Origin of the sequence: Neptunomonas sp. XY-337, from assembly GCF_004959845.1 — a bacterium.
GTDB lineage: Bacteria > Pseudomonadota > Gammaproteobacteria > Pseudomonadales > Balneatricaceae > Neptunomonas > Neptunomonas marina.
In genome coordinates, this window is the sequence record NZ_SPLL01000010.1 from 15,061 (window position 1) to 31,333 (window position 16,273).

A 16,273-nucleotide genomic window follows, 5' to 3' on the forward strand; every position below is an offset into this window, starting at 1 on the left:
CGGTTGCGGTTGCGGTTGCGGTTGCGGTTGCGGTTGCGGTTGCGGTTGCGGTTGCGGTTGCGGTTGCGGTTGCGGTTGCGGTTGCGGTTGCGGTTGCGGTTGCGGTTGCGGTTGCGGTTGCGGTTGCGCAGTGTGTGTGTTCGCGGCGGAATGTGAAGCGTTATTTTCCGCCTGCGCGTTTAAATGCAGCGCAATGGGAGCGGCGCTTGATACTGCCTGCTCGCTGCTCACAAAATCCGCCAGCCAAGTTGCCGCTCCCCAATGAGCAGCACCAGATAGCGCAATAACAGAAAGCCAACGGTAAGGCTGCAACACAAGCAGGCGTATCCATAAGTTAAGATGAAGTTGCTATTATACGCGCCAGATCAATTGTTCAAATAGGAGTAAATCGCACACTATGCATCAGCTCTGTAAAGCAACCGACATCGCAGCAGGCAGCGCCAAGGGATTCGAGGTCGAGGCACATGCGCTGTTTGTGGTAAATCAAGGTGGCGATTTCTTCGCTTATCTGAACAACTGCCCGCACCGTGGCATTCGTCTCGAATGGCAACCGGATCAGTTTCTCGATTACGAGCGTAACTTTATTCAGTGCGCCACCCACGGCGCACTCTTCTCAATAGAGAACGGTGAGTGCATTGCTGGCCCCTGTCCGGGCGAGAAACTGACAGCGTTGGCGTGCACCCTGAAAGATGGGCAGCTATGGGTCGAGCTGCCCGAGGTAATCAGCTAGCCGATACGCTTGCGCAAACGCTCTAACGCCAGCTCAATACGATCCAGCCCGGTGGTGTAGGAGAAGCGGATAAACTGATTCGCTCGGTAGGTACCAAAATCTAAACCGGGCGTCACCGCAACGTGATCCTCTTCTAACAGCGAAAAGCAGTAGCTGTACGTATCATCCGTTAGGTGGGAAGCATCCGCGTATACATAAAAAGCTCCCTCTGGCATTAGCGGAATACCAAAACCAAGCTCACGCAGCCCGTTAACCAAAAGATCCCGGCGCTGAGCAAACTCGGCTCGACGACGCTCAAATTCAGCGATGGAATCCGGTTCGAACGCAGCCAAAGCTGCGTATTGGGAAACTGTCGGTGGCGAGATATAGAGGTTTTGCGCCAGCTTCTCAAGCTCTGGAACGGCTGCTTCTGGCGCGACAATCCAACCCAAGCGCCAGCCCGTCATACCGAAATACTTAGAGAAGCTATTTAACACAAACGCATCAGGGTCAACTTCGAGCACACTGCTGGCATCAAAACCATATGTCAGGCCATGGTAGAGCTCGTCAACTACTAAGGTGCCCCCCTGCTGCTTTACAGCGGCAGAGATACCTTTAAGCTCCTCTTTCGATAGTACCGAGCCGGTTGGGTTAGCCGGTGATGCCATCAACACACCCGCAGTATTTGCCTGCCACTGGGCCTCGATCATGGCGGGCGTCAGCTGAAAGTTATCGTCGGCGCTCACTGGGATGAGCTGCGCACGCGCCTCCATCATCCGCAAAAATTGGCGGTTACACGGATAGCCAGGGTCACTCATCATAAAGGTCGTGCCGGGGTCCGCCAGCAAACCGAACATCATCAGTAGCGCCCCAGAAGCACCCGAGGTCACCACAACTCGCTCAGCAGGTATGTCTAGGTTGTAGCGCTGCTTATAAAACGTTGCGATCGCTTGGCGCAGCTCAGGAATACCAGCAGCAGGAGTATACTGTGTGAGGCCTTGATCAATTGCGCGGTGAGCCGCCTCGCGCACGCTGGGCGCTGTGCCGAAATCAGGCTCACCTGCTTCCATATGCACCACATCATGACCCTGAGCATCCAGCTCTTTGGCGCGCTTGAGTAGATCCATCACTTTGAAAGATTCGATTTCACGGGCCCGTCCAGTCCATCGACTATCCATTATTTACTCCTACTTTAGGTTAATGCGCCATTATACATAACTACCCCTATTGTTCCTCCCCAACACTAAATATCACCCTCGCGTGGTCACGAAGTGGAACCGAGCAGCGGTTAATTCTCCCTTTATTTTTTGCCAAACAGGGCTAGCCTAAACTAAGGTGTTCTGGTAATTTCTCCAACCTTCCATTTTCTGGAAGTCTTGGAATTTAACGGTATTGAATTGCAGATCGCTGATGATCTAAGCAATTTCGGAGAAGTGAGGCACGCTATGCCAAACACTAACGAATCACAGTTCAGTCACTTTGAGCCATACAACCCGGCTGAAGGTGAGGAATACATGAATGAAGCTCAAAAGGACCATTTCCGCCAAATTCTGACGACATGGAAGCAGCAGTTGATGGAAGAGGTGGATAGCACCATTCATCACCTCCAAGAAGAAGCTGCCAACTTTGCCGATCCGAGTGATCGTGCTAGTCAGGAAGAGGAATTCAGCCTTGAACTACGTACCCGTGATCGGGAGCGTAAGCTGATCAAGAAGATCAACGAGGCGATGGAAAGCATCGATGAAGACGACTACGGCTACTGCGAAACTTGCGGTATCGAGATCGGGATTCGTCGTCTAGAAGCTCGACCTACAGCAACCATGTGCATCGATTGCAAAACACTTGCTGAAATTAAAGAGAAGCAAGTCGGCTCCTAAGACGCTTGCTAACCTAAGGGCAAGTTCGGTAACACGCACCGGTTTGCCCTCTCGATACGTATGTATATAGGACGTTTTGCGCCTTCGCCGACGGGCCCGCTCCACTTCGGCTCTTTGCTTGCTGCGCTCGCAAGCTTCCTTGATGCTCGCCATCACCAAGGCAAGTGGCTACTTCGCATTGAAGATATCGACCCACCTCGCTCTGTACCCGCAGCCATCCACCGCATCCCTGAAACTCTCAGCGCCTTTGGTTTGGAGTGGGATGGTGAGATCAGCCACCAGAGCAATCATCACCTGCGCTATGAAACAGCACTCCACCAGCTGCAGGAAAACCAGTGTTGCTACTACTGCACCTGTTCACGCAAAATGGTTGCGCAACGGCATGCAGGCGTTGGTTATGATCGGTTTTGCCGCACCCAGCAGCATACCGGCGGTGCAGTGCGCTTTATCTCCTCCAATGCTGAGCTAATCTGGCACGACGCTATTCAGGGCAAACGGACACATGCCCCAGCCAGTATTGAAGACTTCCTATTGCGCCGTCGCGATGCACTATGGGCCTACCACCTTGCAGTCGTTGTCGATGATGCCGCTGCTGGCATAACGCATGTGGTGCGCGGCTATGACCTCATCGACGAAACCGCCAAGCAGATTCTGCTCCAACAAGCGCTTCATTACCAAACACCCAGCTATGCCCATATTCCCATCGTCACCACTGCCAGCGGCCAAAAGTTAAGCAAGCAGAACTTAGCCAAACCCCTTGATCCCTCCAGTGTCAGCGAGCAGATCGCTGCCGCACTGGCATTTCTTGGACACCCTCTGCCCGAATCATTGTTGCGCGCAGCGCCTCAAGCGCAGTTGCGCTGGGCAACGGAACACTGGTCAATGGAGCGTATTCCTAAGCGCGCTGCCATGGCATGGCCGGGGGTTTAGCTGTGTATTCCCATCGCGCCATTTTATTGATCATCATGGCATGCTGGCTGTTTTTACCCGCCATTTTTGAGTGGTGGCTGGCGCTTGATCACGCCCTGGTGATGACATTTGGCTGCTGGCTATTCTTCATCGTTATTGTCGTACTCGCGGAGCTGCGAAGGGAGGACCTATGAACTTTTCAGTCGCAGGCCTATTTCTGATTGTTACTGTTTATCTACTGGTGTTGTTTGGAATCGCTTACGCATCTGAGCGGGAAATTATCCCTAGGCGCATCGCTCAGCACCCGTGGGTTCATACGTTATCTTTTGGCGCCTATGCCAGTATATGGACCTTTTATGGTGCATTCGCGACCATCGAAACGGATGGTTTACAGTTTCTATCATCATATTTAGGTGGCAGCGCTGCTTTTTTATTGGCGCCGGTGCTGTTTATCCCTATTTTCCATATCACTAACCGATACAAACTCAGCTCGCTAGCCGATCTATTTGCTTTTCGCTTTCGCAGCGGCTTCGTTGGCACCCTCACCACCTGCGTGCTGTTTCTCGCCACATTGCCCCTGATTTCGATCCAGATCCAGGCCATCGCGGATGTGCTCCATCAGCTAAATAATGAGTTTTCAACGCTCGAGATCGCCACTGCCTTTTGTCTTTTAATCGCGCTCTTTGCGTTGCTGTTTGGCGCCCGGCACCCTTCCATGCGATCTCGTAATCGAGGCTTGGTGATGGCTATCGCCGCAAACTCTGTTTTCAAGCTTGGCGCGCTACTGGGCATCGCTGGCTATCTGCTGTGGGAAGTGCTCAACGGGCCAGCCGCAACAGTGGAGTGGATTCATACAAACGCCCACTTTATTGAGAACATCCAAGCCGGTGGCGAAGGCTCAACATGGCGTACTCTCTTAATGGCATTCTTTACCTCAACACTAGCCATGCCACATATGTTCCATCTTGCCTTTACTGAGAACCGCTCAGCGGAGAGCTTACACAAGGCCTCTTGGGGCATGCCACTCTATCTGCTGCTGCTAGCGCTGTGTGTACCGATTATCGTATTTGCCGGCTATGAGCTGGGGATTATGGAATCTTCCTCGTTGCTGCTGTTTAACATCGGCTATCTAATGCACCAAGATTGGATGATCGTGCTCGCCCTGATGGGAGGATTATCAGCCGCCAGCGGCATCATTATCGTTGCAGCGATTTCGCTAGCTTCCATGCTGCAAAACCACGTTATCTTGCCCTTTGCCGATACCCCCGAAAATATTCGCTTTTATTCTTGGCTGCTCTGGCTAAGGCGCGCCCTTATTCTCGCAGTCATTTTTGCAAGCTTCCTTTTCTACACCAAAGTGGGCGTGCACCTAGAGCCTAAGCTGCTGGGCCTGAGTGCTTTCGTCGCGTTCCTACAGTTTTTACCAGGTTTAATCGCGATACTCTTTTGGCTGGGTGCGACTCGCCTCGGCTTCATCAGCGGCCTGCTAGCCGGTATGGCCAGTTGGATGATCACGACCTTCTATCCAGCAGCACTAAAAGATGTCGGGATTGATGAGCTTAACTGGGAGTCATCGGCCATCTTTGCACTGGTGATCAATACACTGCTCTTTGTTGTGATTTCACGCATTTCAAAGCCACATCCAGATGAGGCGCGCGCAGCCGAATCCTGTTTGCTTAACACGATGGACTCCCCCCGCGAGATCCAGCGCCCCTCTTTCACGCCAAACGATGTTATTCACATCCTGACACCCAAGCTTGGCGAGGGCGCAGCCCGACGGGAACTTCACCATGCGCTGCAACGCCTAGGAGTTGATCGCGAGCACTTAGCACCACTTGATTTACTGCGCCTGCGTAACACACTGGAACAAAACTTATCTGCGCTTATCGGCCCCGTTGAAGCAGCGACTATTTTAGAGCCCTTGAGTAAAAGCTCTTCTGAGAAGTCATTCCAAGCCCGTGATATCCACTTACTGGAAACTCACTTAGAGACTTACCAAGCACGACTCAGCGGCCTTGCGGTCGAGCTAGACGAGCTGCGCCGCTACCACCGGACTACGCTAGAAAAGCTCCCTATCGGCGCATTTACCATCGCCCCATCACAGCACATCCTCTTTTGGAACAATGAGATGGCAAAGCTAACGGGGCTGGCACCACACGCGACCACAGACCGCGCTCTAAGCGACTTGCCCGCGCCATGGAATGAACTTCTGCCCAGCTTTATCGAGGAAGAGGACAATCACACCACCGAGCGCGAAGTGATGGTTGAAGGCCACAGCTATTGGTTAACATTGCATAAAAGCCCGCTTTCAGACAGCCCTGATAGCTCGATCGTTGTGTTGGTCGAAGATGGCACAGAGCAGCATTTGCTCACTGATCGCCTCGCTCATAGTGAGCGCTTATCCTCCATTGGCCGCTTTGCCGCGGGTGTTGCCCACGAGATTGGTAACCCTGTGACAGGGATCGCTTGCCTCGCGCAAAACTTATCTCTAGAGACCGATGACCCCGAAATTCTGCACACCGGTGATGAGATCATCGAGCAAACCAAACGCATCAGCCGTATTGTGCAATCGTTAGTGCGCTTTGCGCATACCGGCCAAACCATCAATGATGTGCAGTTTGAACGTTTCTCACTAAATGATGCGATCGATGAGGCGGTGCACCTTGTCTCGCTTGATTCGCACGCACGAGACCAGCAGTTCATCAAACTATTAGGAGGAGAGCTAGAGATCGACGGTGATCCTCAGTTGATTCTCCAAGTGCTGGTGAATGTGCTCAATAACGCCTGCGATGCATCACCGGCCAAAAGCACCATTTGGATTCGGGCCGAGTCTCAGGATCAACGCGTAAAGCTCTCGATTACAGATGAAGGCGCTGGTATCCCCTCAGAAGCAAAAGATAAGATATTCGAGCCGTTCTTTACCACCAAAGAACCCGGAAAAGGTACCGGCTTGGGTCTACCATTGGTGTACAATATTCTCACTGAACATTATGGTAGTATTGAATTAATAAGCCCCGCCAATAAGAAGCAGAACAAAGGCACACAGGTGTTAATCACCTTACCGGGCTCCAGACCGGAAACAGGTCGTGTTTTGGAGAGTAGGTAGTTAACCATGAGCCGCATTCTGATTGTAGAGGATGAACAAGTCATCCGCTCTGCGCTTCGGCGCCTGTTAGAAAAACATAACTATGACGTGAGTGACGCCGGCGCCGTAGACGAGGCCGTTGCGCAATTTTCACTCACAGATTTTGACCTCATCATCAGTGATCTTCGATTACCAGGCGCACCTGGCACGGACCTGATCAAGCTAGCCGGTCACGTACCCGTACTGATCATGACCAGCTATGGCAGCATGCGCTCCGCCGTTGATGCCATGAAGCTCGGCGCTAAGGACTATATCGCCAAACCGTTCAACCATGACGAGATGCTGGAAACCATCGCAGCGCTACTCGCAACGGCGTCTGAAGAACCTGTAGAGACACCAGCAGCAGACAGCAGCAGTGTCGAACCGAGTCATAACCTACCCTTCATCGGCCAGTGCGAGCCGATGCAGGCGCTATTTGGCCGCATCGCTAAAGTCGCGCGCACTGACGCGACCGTACTGATTTTAGGTGAGTCAGGCACAGGTAAAGAGCTGGCCGCACGCGCTATTCATGATCAAAGCCCACGAGCTCAAGCACCCATGATCTCGGTAAACTGCGCTGCGATCCCTGAAACGCTGATCGAATCAGAGCTGTTCGGTCACGAAAAAGGCTCATTTACCGGCGCCAATAGCGCACGCAGCGGTCTGATTGAAGCGGCTGATGGCGGTACGCTTTTCCTGGATGAGATAGGCGAGTTGCCATTAGAAGCCCAAGCACGCTTGTTACGCTTCTTACAGGAAAGCGAGATTCGCAAAGTTGGCTCAGTACAGTCGAAGAAGGTCAATGTTCGCTTGATAGCGGCCACCCATCGGAATCTGAAAGAGCTGGCACGTGCTGGCGAGTTCCGTGAGGACCTTTATTATCGGCTTTACGTTATGGAGCTGAAGATGCCCCCTTTGCGCAATCGCGGTGAAGACATCATTGAACTGGCCGAAAAGTTTTTGGCAGATGCCTGCGAGCGCATGGCCTGCCCTACCCTTTCGCTCAGCCCAGAGAGCCGCGCCATGATGCTGGCGTACAACTGGCCGGGCAACGTGCGCGAACTTGAAAACGCGATCGAGCGGGCCGTGATCCTCGCAGACACAAATAGCATCACACCGGACCTACTCGGCCTAGATATCGACGCTAAACTCACGCTGGACCAACTAGAATCTCGTTTCGTCGAGCATGAGCCACAGCAAGAGCAAGTGGTGAATGCCGGCGCACAACGCCAACCTCAGCAGGGATTATCACTAGATGACTACTTCCAACGCTTTGTGCTTGAGCATCAAGACCAAATGAGTGAAACCGAGCTTGCTAAAAAGCTGGGCGTCAGCCGTAAGTGCTTGTGGGAGCGCCGCCAAAAGCTGGGAATTCCACGCAAACCGAAGGGGTAACACTCGGTAACACTGTTACCCAAAGTGTTACCTTTGGAAACATTTTGTTACGTTACCGTGCGTAGCATAGATAAGAAAAAGCACCAAAAAAAATAAAAACCTTAAAAAACAAAAGCTTAAAAAAACTGGCACACCAACTGCTTTATCTATGGTGTACAAACAACAAAAATCAGACTTTTAAACACAAACCATTAATAAAAATAAAAATAGGCAGCGTGTCGGAAAGTTAACTACCTCGAATAATAATAAAAATGAGGCTTAAACAGTGCTGATCGCCAGATGAAGTAAACACAACATCCGGCAAAATAATAACAATAGGGTTAGGCTACTTACAGCTCGCGATCAGCTCTACATCTCCTTTCTTATTTCACTTATTCGATTATCTTCTCTGCGCTTACTGTCCCCCCTTTTCAGTGTTATGATGCGCGCCATTCAAATTGTAAGCGGATAAGTCTTAAACATGCCGAAGCGTTTAATTCAGAAAATTACGGGCTTTCTTAGCCAGAAACGCACCTCTCAAACCGAAGCCACCGTCCGCCCACCAGCACCCAAAGCTGATGCAGTCGAGAAGACGAACGTAATAGAGACGCTTGCCAATGGCGCGGTTGTGATACCTGAAGATATCCATCAAATTCGCCGCAAGTTTCTGGACGATAACGCCACAAAAGTGGTCTATCGCTTAACAGACCAAGGCCATGAAGCCTATTTAGTGGGTGGTTGTATTCGCGACCTCTTGTTAAAGAAGCGTCCTAAGGATTTTGATGTCGCGACCAGCGCACACCCTGAGCAAGCTCACGAGCTGTTTAAACGCTCACGTTTGATTGGCCGCCGTTTCAAACTACTCCATGTGCGCTTTGGTCGTGAAATTATCGAAGTTGCAACTTTCCGAGCAGATCATGACAGTGCGAAGAAGCAAAGCGACAACCATGGTAAACAAGCTGATTCTGGTTTAATCCTGCGTGACAACGTTTACGGCTCGATTGAAGACGATGCCATTCGCCGCGATTTCACCATCAATGCGTTGTACTACTGCGTTAACAGCCACAAAATTTATGACTTCACGCAAGGCTATGAGGATTTAAACGCTAAGAAAATCCGCATGATTGGCGACCCAGAAAGCCGCTATCGTGAAGACCCTGTGCGCATGCTTCGCGCTATTCGCTTTGCCGCGAAACTGAAGTTTTCCATCGAGCCTCAAACTGAAACACCTATCCGCGAACTGTCGGGTTTGCTACAAGGTATCGCCCCTGCACGCCTATTTGACGAAGTGCTGAAACTGTTCCAATCTGGACATGCCGTAGGTTCATTTACACTATTAAGAGAGTACGATCTTTTCGTACAACTCTTACCGGGCGTTGAAGCTGCGCTTCAGCAAGACGATAGCGGTTTAGTGGAGTCGCTGATTGTTGCCGGTCTGAAAAATACCGACCGCCGCATCAATCAACGTAAGAGTGTTACGCCAGCCTTTTTATACGCGACCATGCTCTGGCACCCACTGCAAACACGGATGCAAGCGCTGCGCGATGCGGATAGCAAGATGCCGGTGCTGGCAGCCCTGCATGCCGCTGCGAACGATGTTTTAGCTGAGCAGGTAAAACGCACAGCGATTCCACGCCGTTTCTCTACGCCGATCCGAGAGATTTGGGAATTACAGCTGCGCCTACCGAGACGCCATGGTAAGCGAGCCCAACAGACGCTCGATCATCCGCGCTTTCGCGCAGCGTATGACCTTTTGCTCCTGCGCGAACAAAGCGGTGAGTCCCTAGACAACTTAGGTGAGTGGTGGACAGAGTTTCAATCGGCTAACAGTGAGCGTAAAGAGGAGATGGTGAACGCCATTCCTACCGACAAGGGCGCACGCTCGCCTCGCAAGCCACGCCGTCGCAGCAGAGCAAAAAATGACCCAAGAAACAAAACATCATAAGTGCTATATCGGCTTAGGCAGCAATTTAGATGACCCTATTGCGCAAGTGACGCGTGCTTTTGCGGAGCTTGCCCAGCTCCCCCATTGCACACTCCTTGCTCAATCGAGCATCTACCGGTCCGATCCAGTCGGACCTCAAGACCAGCCCGACTTTATTAACGCTGTCGCGCTGCTCGAAACGACACTCGCGCCTGAGCAGCTCTTGGATGCCTTGCAAGCGATAGAGCAACAGCACCGCCGGATACGTAAACAACACTGGGGCCCAAGGACGCTTGATCTCGATATTATTCTCTTCGGCGATGCGGTGATAGATACTGAGCGTTTACAAGTACCTCACCCATTCGCGACCCAGCGTAACTTCGTGCTTTGGCCAATGGCAGAGATTAATAGCGAGTTAATCTTCCCCCCTCAGCGGCCAATAAGTGATCTATTAGTAGCATGCCCTGTGGGCACACTCGAGAAGATATCGGTATAATCACTTACGAAATTAGCTTTTCTAAAACAGATTTGAGTTGCCTATGAACAAAGTCACATTACATACATTATCCGCTTGCAAGAAAGCAGGTGAGAAATTCGCTGTACTTACGGCATATGACGCGTGTTTCGCGCACGCCGTTAGCGAAGCTGGGGTAGAGGTGATTCTGGTAGGCGATTCTCTGGGTATGGTTCTACAAGGCCAAGACAGTACCCTACCGGTTACAATGGAAGAGATGGCATATCACACGGCTTGTGTTGCCCGTGGTAACCAAGGCTCTATGGTGATGGCTGACCTGCCGTTTATGAGCTATGCCACGCCTGAGCAAACGATGGAAAACGCCGCGCAATTAATGCAAGCAGGTGCTCACATCGTCAAGCTTGAGGGCGGTGCTTGGCTGGCCGAAAGCGTAACGCTGCTATCTGAGCGCGGCGTCCCAACTTGCGTCCATTTAGGACTAACTCCACAAGCCGTTAACAAGCTAGGGGGTTACAAAGTCCAAGGGCGTGATCGCGATAGCGCCAAGCAGATGATCGAAGACGCCGTGCGTTTAGAGCAAGCAGGCGCCAGCCTACTACTGCTAGAGTGCGTGCCATCGCTGTTGGCTGAGGAAGTCACGCAAGCTGTAGACATCCCGGTTATCGGTATCGGTGCCGGAGCACAAACAGATGCTCAAGTACTCGTCCTGCATGACATGCTAGGTTTAACGCCAGGCCGCTCGCCGAAGTTTGTCAAAAACTTCATGGCAGATGCTAGCTCAGTCCAAGAAGCGCTCGTAGCCTACGCTACAGCGGTCAAAGAGGGGAGTTTCCCTCAAGCAGAACACAGCTTCGAATAAGTCCTATGCAAACATTTCACTCAACGGAACAGCTCCGTAGCGTGCTGGCGGCTGAACGTGCCGCTGGCAAGCGTATTGGTCTCGTTCCCACTATGGGAAACCTGCATGCAGGGCACATCGCTCTTGTTGAGCAGGCACTGGAAGAGTCCGATATTGTTGTCGCGACAATCTTTGTAAACCCGCTGCAATTCGCAGCCGGTGAAGATCTCGATAAGTACCCACGCACGCTAGCTGATGATCAGCAAAAGTTGATTGCTGCAGGCTGTCACTACCTGTTCGCCCCCACCGAGGCGGAGGTCTATCCAGACGGACGCGAAAAGCAAACCATGGTTGAAGTACCCGAGGTTTCAGACCTCTACTGTGGCGCGAGCCGCCCTGGTCACTTCCAAGGCGTTGCCACCATTGTTTGCAAACTGTTTGGTATGGTGCAGCCTGATATCGCCGTCTTTGGCGAGAAAGACTACCAGCAGCTCTACGTTATCCGCCGCATGACAAGAGACCTAAGTCTGCCTATTGAAATTCAGGGTTCTCCCATCGTGCGCAATGAGGCGGGCTTAGCACTCAGCTCCCGTAATGGGTACCTCAATGCTGACGAGATGGAGCGTGCTACCGCTCTTAATCAAGTGCTGAAGCGTACTCATGACGCAATTGTCGCTGGTCATCGCCACTACACGGAGCTAGAAGAAAGTGCTCAAAAGCAGCTCGAAGAGGTTGGCTTTAAGCGCGACTATTTCGTGATCGTGCGCCAGTCTGACCTACTTCCTGCGAATGAGAACGACCAACAGCTGGTTATTCTAGCCGCCGCTTATATGGGACCTGCCCGCCTACTCGACAATCAGGTCGTTAACCTTTAGTCCCCTTCCCTCTCCATAAGGGCCTTGCTAACGTCTATTGTGAGTCACTGATAAGCTTCAGAGACTTGCAATAGACACGTCTCTACCGCAAACTGAGCGTCTTGTTGCACTGCAACATAGCGGTAGGTCGAATAGTATGGACTCGGATGTTTTTGCACTTCGCAATAATTGAGTCACTTATTCTTCATACACTCACCCTTTTTAGGGACCATAGAACTTGTTTGAAATGAGGCAAAAACATGCGTGATGTCGTTATTGTTGCCGCTGGACGTACAGCGGTCGGAGCATTCAATGGATCGTTGGCAAAAGTTTCCGCATCGGATCTTGGCGCAACTGTACTCAAAGGCTTGCTAGAGCAGACGAAGATCGACCCAGCTCAAATCGATGAGGTGATCCTCGGCCAAGTATTGACCGCAGGTTGTGGCCAAAACCCAGCACGTCAAGCGCTTATCAATGCAGGTATTCCACAGGAAGTTTCTGCTCTCACTATCAACAAAGTCTGCGGTTCAGGTCTAAAAGCCGTGCAGATGGCAGCGCAAGCGATCCGCTGCGGCGATGCTGACATCATCATCGCAGGTGGCCAAGAGAACATGAGCCAATCACCTCACGTATTGCCAAACTCACGTAACGGCGCACGCATGGGTGACTGGAAAATGGTCGATACCATGATCACCGATGGCCTATGGGACGCGTTCAACAACTACCATATGGGCATTACAACGGAGAACATCGTTGAGAAATACGGTTTCTCACGTGAAGAGCAAGACACCTTTGCCACTGCATCTCAAAACAAAGCTGAAGCGGCTGTGACGGCTGGTAAGTTCAAAGATGAGATCATCCCAGTCGTGATCCCGCAGCGCAAAGGCGATCCGGTTGTGTTCGACACTGACGAGCAACCGCGTTTTGGCTGTACGGTTGATGCGCTGGCGAAACTGCGCCCAGCCTTCAAAAAAGATGGCACTGTCACAGCGGGTAACGCATCAACCATCAACGATGGCGCAGCGGCGGTTATCGTATGCTCTGCAGACAAAGCAGCTGAGCTTGGTTTACCTGTTCTAGCACGTATTAGCGCTTACGCTTCTGCGGGTGTTGATCCAGCAATCATGGGTACAGGCCCAATCTGCGCGACTCAAAAAGCGCTAGAGAAAGCCGGTTGGAGCATCAACGACCTAGACCTCGTTGAAGCCAACGAAGCATTCGCTGCACAGGCGATGTCTGTGAATAAAGAGCTAGGCTGGAATACCGATATCGTTAACGTCAACGGCGGCGCAATTGCACTGGGCCACCCAATTGGTGCATCAGGCTGCCGTATTTTAGTCTCTCTCATTCATGAGATGGGCCGCCGCGATGCGAAAAAAGGCATGGCTACGCTATGTATCGGCGGTGGTATGGGAACCTCTTTGGCGATTGAGCGCGACTAAACTGGCTCTCGATGACCCATATAAAAAACCGCAGTCTTAACTGCGGTTTTTTTTGCCTGCGAATCAGCGAACAGAGATGGCGCCTTTGCCAATCCCTTCGAACGCGTGCACTTCAATCGAGTCATCCGGAAAGGCTGCCTTCACTTGCTCTGCTAGGTGCTCAGCGATCAACTCAACCGTTGTCTCAGTGTCGAGGTCATAGCAGCGGCTCGCCGGTAAAGACAGCTCGAACTGCCCTTGAGGTGCCTTATAACAGTATGTATGTACACCCGGCTTAGGGTCTGGTTGGCGGTGAGCCGTCGTCCCCAAATAGATATCTTGCCAACGCTCTGCCCATTCGCGCTCTAACAGGCTATCGCGCTGCCCATTGCGGTAGATGTGCAATTGCGAGCGATGGCCGTGGGCGATACGCTGGCAGTTACCCTCGTGCTGCTGTAAACCATGGCTATAGTGATAGAAAGCGCCCTGCTCGGGCTCTGCAATAAAGCGCAACTTAAGCCCCTTTACCTCATCAGGAAAAAGCGCTTTAAGCTTAGCCTCACACCACTGAGCCAAACTTTGCGGCGTAATTTCAGGTGTTTCGACGGCGATGATCGCTTGCGCTGGCGACTGACAAACCAAAGCTTCGCCCTCTTTATAGTGCCAAGTAAGCTGCGCTTGCTGGTCATGATATTGCAAATCAGCTTGATCACTGCCCACAGGCACCAGCAAGACGTGGTCCGCAAACGTATCCATCCACTCCTTAACAACTTTCTTAACGATCCCAAAATCACAGATCATCCCTTGGTCATTCAAAGCACCATCTAGCTGCAGCTGTACCAGCCAAGATTCACCCATCAAGCCGCGCTCAGTATGCAGATAAGAGAAGTCGATATTGGTTAAGTTGTTAACAAAAAGTTTCACGATATTCCGCCTCAATTAGAAGCCGACTATTCTACTCGGAATTGACTACAAAGGCAGCATTTACGCTGACAAAAGCGCTATAATGGCGCTTTTTCAAGGCGAGACAAACAGCTCATGCGCATCGATAAATACCTTTCTCAATCCACTGGTTTTTCCCGTAAAGATATCAAGCGCATGATGCATAAAGACCGCGTCGAAGTGAACGGCAAGGCGCTGCGTGATAGCAGCTACAAGCTCAGCGAAGATGATGTGGTCACCTTGGATGATCGCGAGATATCTGCACCTAAACCACGTTACTTCATGCTCTACAAGCCTCAGGGTTATGTTTGCTCAAGTGATGACGGCACGCACCCAACCATTAACGGCTTGCTAATCGATGAAGTCCGCCCGGAAGAGTTGCACTTGGCGGGTCGCTTAGATGTGGATACCACAGGGCTTGTGCTGATTACAGATGACGGACAGTGGTCCCATAAGATTACATCGCCGCGCCACCAATGCAGCAAACGCTATCACGTGGTGACCGCCGACCCGATTCCTGAGGAGGCGATTGACACCTTCGCCACTGGCATCTTGCTGCAGGGCGAGAAAGAGCCCACCAAGCCCGCTGCGCTCGAGCTTCTAGCGAGCCACGAGGCCTACCTCACACTGACTGAGGGACGCTATCATCAGGTGAAACGTATGTTTGCCGCTATTGGCAATCGCGTTGTGGAACTACATCGCGACCGCATTGGCAGCATCGATCTCGATGAAGAGCTGCTGCCTGGTGAATATCGCCCACTCACGCAAGAAGAGATTGAGCGGGTGGTTGCATGAGCCGAGATAGCGCCTTCGCTCTATTGTTTGACGAGTTTCGCCAAATCAGCGCACCCGCTCTATGGTTGGTAGACGACAACCTTGACTTCGAAACACTACCCGCGGTTAATCCCTCAATCCATGCGTTCACTAACCGCTTTGATATCTACCAAGGCCTAACTGAACGTGGCTGGCAGTGCGATTTCTGCGACGGTTTAGAAAGTGTCACGGCTAATCACTACCACACAGCCCTTATACGCATCCCGAAAGAGAAAGCGCGTGCCCACCACCTGATCAATCAAGCGGCAGCGAAATTAGTCGCTAATGGCAAGTTGATCATCACAGGCATGAAGCAGGAGGGAATCAAAGGCTTTATTGATCGGGCGGCAAAAGCGGCACATAGCAGCGCAGACAGTTGGAAAGCAGATAAACAAACATGGGCCGCTGCCGTAACGATTAACCAATTCACGCCGCTGGACGACCAAGACTATCTCACCCTACGCCAAGCCCCTCGCGATGAGAGCTTTCACTTCTGGAGCAAGCCTGGCGTATTTGGCTGGGATAAGATCGATAAAGGCAGCGCTTTGCTTGTCGAACACTTACGCACGCTAAGCGCAGGGGTGGAGATCAAATCACTCTTGGACCTTGGCTGTGGCTACGGCTACCTAAGCTTACATAGCCATCGTTTACTCGGTGCACATGTCAGCGCCACAGACAACAACGCGGCGGCTGTGGCAGCTTGCTGGGAGAACTTCGCGCAGTTCAATACGCTTGGCGAGGTTATCGCCTCCGACTGTGGCAAGAGTATTGAATCCCGCTTTGATGCCGTTATCTGCAATCCACCGTTTCATAGTGGCTTTGGTGTCAGTGGCGACCTGACTGAGCGGTTTATTCAAAGTGCTGCTCGACACCTCACCCCCGAAGGCGTGGCGATTTTTGTCACCAACTTACATATCGGGCTTGAACGCAAGGCGCAACCCTACTTCCAAGAGATCTCCACACCCGTTGTAACCGAGCACTTCAAACTGATTAGGCTACGCCAACCCCGTTAA

The 16,273-nt window shown here is 51.8% G+C and carries 16 protein-coding genes; 14 read left to right on the forward strand and 2 right to left on the reverse strand.

What is annotated here, in order from left to right; translation table 11 throughout:
* Together E4L36_RS17295 and E4L36_RS17300 are read left to right on the forward strand one after the other, a co-directional pair.
* Positions 1–287 (forward strand): hypothetical protein (locus E4L36_RS17295; RefSeq protein ID WP_206064612.1); only part of this gene is annotated, 287 nt, incomplete at its 5' end.
* A 110-nt stretch (positions 288–397) separates the two neighbouring features.
* The gene (locus E4L36_RS17300) at positions 398–730 is read left to right on the forward strand and encodes a Rieske (2Fe-2S) protein (RefSeq protein ID WP_136681614.1); all 333 of its coding nucleotides are present in this window, start codon (positions 398–400) and stop codon (positions 728–730) included.
* On the opposite strand, the gene E4L36_RS17305 is transcribed toward E4L36_RS17300, so the two are convergent.
* Positions 727–1,887, reverse strand: coding sequence for a pyridoxal phosphate-dependent aminotransferase (locus E4L36_RS17305; protein ID WP_136681615.1), 1,161 nt, complete (start codon positions 1,885–1,887; stop codon positions 727–729). The genes E4L36_RS17300 and E4L36_RS17305 overlap by 4 nt on opposite strands.
* Positions 1,888–2,154: 267 nt before the next feature.
* Between E4L36_RS17305 and dksA the strand changes: the two genes are divergently transcribed.
* The 10 genes from dksA (at position 2,155) to E4L36_RS17350 (ending at position 13,526) form a co-directional block, all read left to right on the forward strand.
* Positions 2,155–2,586, forward strand: coding sequence for an RNA polymerase-binding protein DksA (dksA, locus tag E4L36_RS17310; RefSeq protein WP_127696047.1), 432 nt, complete (start codon positions 2,155–2,157; stop codon positions 2,584–2,586).
* A gap of 60 nt (positions 2,587–2,646) precedes the next feature.
* Positions 2,647–3,516 (forward strand): tRNA glutamyl-Q(34) synthetase GluQRS, encoded by an 870-nt coding sequence (gluQRS, locus tag E4L36_RS17315; protein ID WP_136681616.1) that lies wholly within the window; start codon positions 2,647–2,649, stop codon positions 3,514–3,516.
* Between the two features lie 2 nt (positions 3,517–3,518).
* Positions 3,519–3,689, forward strand: a complete 171-nt coding sequence (locus E4L36_RS17860) for a hypothetical protein (protein WP_164847154.1) — start codon at positions 3,519–3,521, stop codon at positions 3,687–3,689.
* Entirely contained in the window at positions 3,686–6,601 is a 2,916-nt protein-coding gene (locus E4L36_RS17320) for an ATP-binding protein (protein ID WP_136681617.1), read from the forward strand. The genes E4L36_RS17860 and E4L36_RS17320 overlap by 4 nt, the downstream gene beginning before the upstream one ends.
* A 6-nt stretch (positions 6,602–6,607) precedes the next feature.
* The gene (locus E4L36_RS17325; protein WP_127696041.1) at positions 6,608–8,014 is read left to right on the forward strand and encodes a sigma-54 dependent transcriptional regulator; all 1,407 of its coding nucleotides are present in this window, start codon (positions 6,608–6,610) and stop codon (positions 8,012–8,014) included.
* Between the two features lie 460 nt (positions 8,015–8,474).
* Positions 8,475–9,938 carry a polynucleotide adenylyltransferase PcnB gene (gene pcnB / locus E4L36_RS17330; RefSeq protein WP_136681618.1) on the forward strand — a complete coding sequence of 488 codons (1,464 nt, stop codon included), beginning with the start codon at positions 8,475–8,477 and terminating at the stop codon, positions 9,936–9,938.
* Entirely contained in the window at positions 9,913–10,413 is a 501-nt protein-coding gene (folK, locus tag E4L36_RS17335; protein WP_136681619.1) for a 2-amino-4-hydroxy-6-hydroxymethyldihydropteridine diphosphokinase, read from the forward strand. The genes pcnB and folK overlap by 26 nt, the downstream gene beginning before the upstream one ends.
* 43 nt (positions 10,414–10,456) lie before the next feature.
* Positions 10,457–11,251, forward strand: a complete 795-nt coding sequence (panB, locus tag E4L36_RS17340) for a 3-methyl-2-oxobutanoate hydroxymethyltransferase (RefSeq protein ID WP_136681620.1) — start codon at positions 10,457–10,459, stop codon at positions 11,249–11,251.
* A gap of 5 nt (positions 11,252–11,256) precedes the next feature.
* Positions 11,257–12,105: a pantoate--beta-alanine ligase gene (panC, locus tag E4L36_RS17345; protein ID WP_136681621.1), complete on the forward strand. Its 849-nt coding sequence runs from the start codon at positions 11,257–11,259 to the stop codon at positions 12,103–12,105.
* Positions 12,106–12,344: 239 nt separating this feature from the next.
* Positions 12,345–13,526 (forward strand): acetyl-CoA C-acetyltransferase, encoded by a 1,182-nt coding sequence (locus E4L36_RS17350; protein WP_127696031.1) that lies wholly within the window; start codon positions 12,345–12,347, stop codon positions 13,524–13,526.
* 63 nt (positions 13,527–13,589) lie between these two features.
* Here the strand turns inward: E4L36_RS17350 and E4L36_RS17355 are convergent, their stop codons facing one another.
* Entirely contained in the window at positions 13,590–14,429 is an 840-nt protein-coding gene (locus E4L36_RS17355; protein WP_136681622.1) for a 6-carboxytetrahydropterin synthase, read from the reverse strand.
* Between the two features lie 114 nt (positions 14,430–14,543).
* Here E4L36_RS17355 and rsuA point away from each other — a divergent pair, with 114 nt between their 5' ends.
* Positions 14,544–15,242, forward strand: a complete 699-nt coding sequence (gene rsuA / locus E4L36_RS17360; RefSeq protein WP_136681623.1) for a 16S rRNA pseudouridine(516) synthase RsuA — start codon at positions 14,544–14,546, stop codon at positions 15,240–15,242.
* Positions 15,239–16,273, forward strand: a complete 1,035-nt coding sequence (locus E4L36_RS17365; RefSeq protein ID WP_136681624.1) for a methyltransferase — start codon at positions 15,239–15,241, stop codon at positions 16,271–16,273. The genes rsuA and E4L36_RS17365 overlap by 4 nt, the downstream gene beginning before the upstream one ends.

Excerpts from the sequence above, each read along its gene's own strand:
- dksA (WP_127696047.1), top strand. The coding sequence starts at position 2,155 with ATGCCAAACACTAACGAATCACAGTTCAGTCACTTTGAGCCATACAAC.
- E4L36_RS17300 (WP_136681614.1), top strand. The coding sequence starts at position 398 with ATGCATCAGCTCTGTAAAGCAACCGACATCGCAGCAGGCAGCGCCAAG.
- panB (WP_136681620.1), top strand. The coding sequence starts at position 10,457 with ATGAACAAAGTCACATTACATACATTATCCGCTTGCAAGAAAGCAGGT.
- rsuA (WP_136681623.1), top strand. The coding sequence starts at position 14,544 with ATGCGCATCGATAAATACCTTTCTCAATCCACTGGTTTTTCCCGTAAA.
- E4L36_RS17305 (WP_136681615.1), bottom strand. The coding sequence starts at position 1,887 with ATGGATAGTCGATGGACTGGACGGGCCCGTGAAATCGAATCTTTCAAA.
- gluQRS (WP_136681616.1), top strand. The coding sequence starts at position 2,647 with ATGTATATAGGACGTTTTGCGCCTTCGCCGACGGGCCCGCTCCACTTC.
- E4L36_RS17365 (WP_136681624.1), top strand. The coding sequence starts at position 15,239 with ATGAGCCGAGATAGCGCCTTCGCTCTATTGTTTGACGAGTTTCGCCAA.
- E4L36_RS17320 (WP_136681617.1), top strand. The coding sequence starts at position 3,686 with ATGAACTTTTCAGTCGCAGGCCTATTTCTGATTGTTACTGTTTATCTA.
- E4L36_RS17325 (WP_127696041.1), top strand. The coding sequence starts at position 6,608 with ATGAGCCGCATTCTGATTGTAGAGGATGAACAAGTCATCCGCTCTGCG.
- panC (WP_136681621.1), top strand. The coding sequence starts at position 11,257 with ATGCAAACATTTCACTCAACGGAACAGCTCCGTAGCGTGCTGGCGGCT.
- folK (WP_136681619.1), top strand. The coding sequence starts at position 9,913 with ATGACCCAAGAAACAAAACATCATAAGTGCTATATCGGCTTAGGCAGC.
- pcnB (WP_136681618.1), top strand. The coding sequence starts at position 8,475 with ATGCCGAAGCGTTTAATTCAGAAAATTACGGGCTTTCTTAGCCAGAAA.
- E4L36_RS17350 (WP_127696031.1), top strand. The coding sequence starts at position 12,345 with ATGCGTGATGTCGTTATTGTTGCCGCTGGACGTACAGCGGTCGGAGCA.